Origin of the sequence: Streptomyces sp. B5E4 (assembly GCF_039871555.1) — a bacterium.
Taxonomy (GTDB): domain Bacteria; phylum Actinomycetota; class Actinomycetes; order Streptomycetales; family Streptomycetaceae; genus Streptomyces.
In genome coordinates this window covers 1-3,279 of record NZ_JBDPMI010000066.1, presented here as the reverse complement: position 1 = coordinate 3,279, position 3,279 = coordinate 1, and the positions used below count along the sequence as shown (strand labels likewise).

At 65.0% G+C, this 3,279-nt stretch carries 3 protein-coding genes; all 3 read right to left on the bottom strand.

The window, feature by feature from the left end; translation table 11 throughout:
* The coding region (locus ABGA99_RS36460; protein WP_347584277.1) for a carbohydrate ABC transporter permease at window positions 1-932 on the bottom strand (932 nt) is incomplete at its 3' end.
* A complete protein-coding gene (locus ABGA99_RS36455; RefSeq protein ID WP_347581862.1) occupies window positions 929-1,885 on the bottom strand; it encodes a sugar ABC transporter permease in 957 nt (318 codons plus the stop codon). The genes ABGA99_RS36460 and ABGA99_RS36455, both read right to left, overlap by 4 nt.
* Before the next feature lie 224 nt (window positions 1,886-2,109).
* Window positions 2,110-3,279 (bottom strand): extracellular solute-binding protein (locus tag ABGA99_RS36450; RefSeq protein ID WP_347581863.1); only part of this gene is annotated, 1,170 nt, incomplete at its 5' end.

Sequence of the window (3,279 nt, the reverse complement as noted above, 5' to 3'; positions counted from 1 at the left end):
TACTTCACGGATCCGGCGGTGAGTCCGGAGACGACGTGTCGTTCGATGAAGGCGAAGAGGATGACGACGGGGATGATGGCGACGACGGAGGCGGCGAAGAGGTAGTTCCATTCGACGGTGTAGTTGCCGATGAAGTTGTTGATGCCGACGGTGAGTGGCTGTTTCTCGGGTTCTGTCATGAGGGTGAGGCCCATGACGAATTCGTTCCAGGTGGAGATGAAGGTGAAGATGATGGCGGTGACGACGCCGGGCATGGCCAGGGGGAGTGTGACCTTGAAGAGTGCGCCGAAGCGTCCGGTGCCGTCGACCATTGCGGCTTCCTCCAGTTCGGCGGGGATGGAGGAGATGTAGGCGGTGAGGATCCAGATGGCGAAGGCGAGGTTGAACGCGCCGTTGGCCAGGATGAGGGTCCAGGTCGAGTTGAGCATGTCGAGCTGGTGGAACTCGCGGTAGAGGCCGATGAGCAGCGCGGTGGGCTGGAACATCTGGGTGACGAGTACCAGCAGGAGGAATGCTTTGCGTCCCCGGTAGCGGACCCGGGCGGTGTAGTAGGCGGCGGGCAGGGACACGAGGAGGACGAGGAGGGTGGCGCCGCCTGCGATGAGGAGGGTGACTTGGAGGTTGTCGCCGAGGGTGGATTCCTTCCAGACGTCGACGAGGTTGTTCCACTCGAAGGAGGTGGGCAGGTAGGTGCGGTCGCGGAGTTCGTCCGCGGGCCGCAGCGCGGTGATGATCATCTCCAGGTACGGTGCGAGGAAGATGACCGCCAGCATCCAGGCGCTCGCGGCGGTGACCAGGGTGCGCGGGCCGTACTTCCTGCGCTTGGCGCTCCTGCCGCCGCTGCCGCGGTTGTTGCGGTTGTTGTTGTTGCCGCCGGTTTCCTTGGCGGCGGGCCCGTCCTGGGGTGTGTGTGAGGGCGCGGAGAGGGTCATGCGTCCTCCTTGTTCCAGCGGCTGACCTTGAGGAAGATCAGGACGAGTACGACGACCATGGCGAAGTTGACGACGGACATCGCGGCGGATTCGCCGATGTCGGTGTCTTTGAGCTGGTACATGAACACCGTGGTGGTGGCGGTGTCGCTGCCGGGTCCGCCTTTGGTCATGGCCCAGATGACGGGGAAGGAGTTGAAGACGTTGATGAGGTTGATGACGAAGCCGACGAGGAACGCGGGCCGCAGCAGGGGCACGGTCACGCGCCAGTAGGTCTGGCGGGAGCCGGCGCCGTCGATACGTGCTGCCTCGTACACCTCGTGGGGGATGGTCTGCAGTCCGGCCAGGAGGGTGTAGGTGGTGAAGGGCAGGGAGACGAACACGGCGACGAACATCATCCACGGCCAGGCGGTCGCGGGATCGCCGAGCCAGTCCTTGGGCCCGTCTATCAGGCCGAGGTCGGCCATCAGGGTGTTGAGGACACCGGCGGTCTGGTCGAGCATCCAGCGAAAGCCGATGGCGGTCATCAGCACCGAGGCGGCCCAGGGTGCGATGAGTGCCCAGCGGGTGACGGTCCGGCCCGGGAAGGGCTTGTTGAACAACTGGGCCAGGCCCAGGGACAGGAGCATGGTGACGCCGACGACGGCGACGGTCCATACCACTGTCATCGTCAGCACGCTGGAAAAGCCGGACTCCTCGAAGAGCTGGCGGTACTTCTCGGTGCCGGCCGAACCGCGGACGAAACCGCTGATACTGACGTTGAGGAACGAGGTGCGGATCAGTTCGTAGACGGGCCACAGCACCACCACGACGATCAGCACGATAGCGGGGGCAATCCAGGGCAGCGGGCCGAGGCGGGCCAGACCGCCGCGACGGCGGCGGCGCTGCGGCCCGGTCTTCCGCCCGCCGGGCCCGGGGCCGGTACCGGCCGCGGGCTCCTTGACCGTGACAGGCACGGGAGACTCCTTGCGGGTACGGCGGTTGAGGGGACCGCACAAAGGAAGGGCAACAGGAACACGACCGCGTGTCATACGCGGACCGCGCGGGACAAGAACACGGGATGCGCCCACGGCGGCGGCGTCCCCGGGGGTGGCGGGCCGCCGCACGCTGACGGCGCGGCGACCCGGCCCGGCAACGCTCACCCAAAAGGGGGGGGCGCGTTCAGGACCCGTGCCGGGGGTTATTCGCCCATGTCGGCGGCGGTGTCCTCGGCCTTCTGCTGGAGCTCGCCCAGGACCTTGCCCGGGTCGTCGGAGACGGCCTTGCCGCCCGACTTCTTGATCTCCGCGGAGACCACATCCCAGCTCGTGCTGCCCAGCGGGTAGAACTGGGCGGCCGGCAGCACCTCGAAGAACGGCTCCAGGTCCTTGTGCTTACCGCTGGACTGCATCTCCTCCAGGGTGTCCGTGGTCACCGGCATGAGGTTGTACATCTCGTCGAACTTCAGCGTGTTCTCCTTGGAGTACGCGAAGTCCAGGAACTTCTTGATCTGCTCCTGCTTCCCGCCGTCCTTGAACGCCATCATCCAGTCCGCCACCCCCAGGGTGGAATCCAGCGGCCCGTCCTTGCCCGGGATCGGCGCGACCTCGTAGTCGACACCGCCGTCCTTGGCCATCTGGATCAGCGTCGGATGCCCGTTGAGCATCCCCACCTTGCCCGCGGCGAAGTCCGCGAACGCCGTCTTCCGGTCCGTGGTCGCCGGGTTCTGATACGTCAGACCCGGATCGACCAGGTTCTCCTTCAGCCACTCGAACGTCTCGACGTTCTGCGCACTGTCGATGGTGTAGTTACCCTCGGCATCGGTGTAACCACCACCGTTGCCGATCTCCCAGATCATCGACTCACCCTGGGTCTCCTCCGGACCCAGCGGCAGCGCATAAGGGATCTCCGCAGCCTTCTCGTCCTTGATCTTCTCCGCCGCAGCCGCCACATCGTCCCAGCTCTGCGGCACCTCGACACCCGCCTTGTCGAGGACCTCCTTGTTGTAGAACATCAACCGCGCCGACGACACGAACGGGATGCCGTACTGCGTCCCGTCGACCTCGCCCGCCTTCGCGAACGACTCGATCAGGTTCGACTTCGTCTTCGGCGACAGCACCTCATCGGCCTCGTACAGCAGGTCATCGGCGACCTTGTCCGCGTAACCGCCGGTCTGCAGGATGTCCGGGACGTTCCCGCCCTGGATCATCGTCTTGACCTTGGAGTCGATGTCATTCCAGTTGATGACCTGGACATCCACCTTGATGTCCTTGTTCTTCGCCTCGAACCGCTTCACCACATCGTCCCAGTACACCTTGGACGCATTCGACGCCTTGTCCCCGTAATCAGCCGCCACCAACTTGATGGTGGT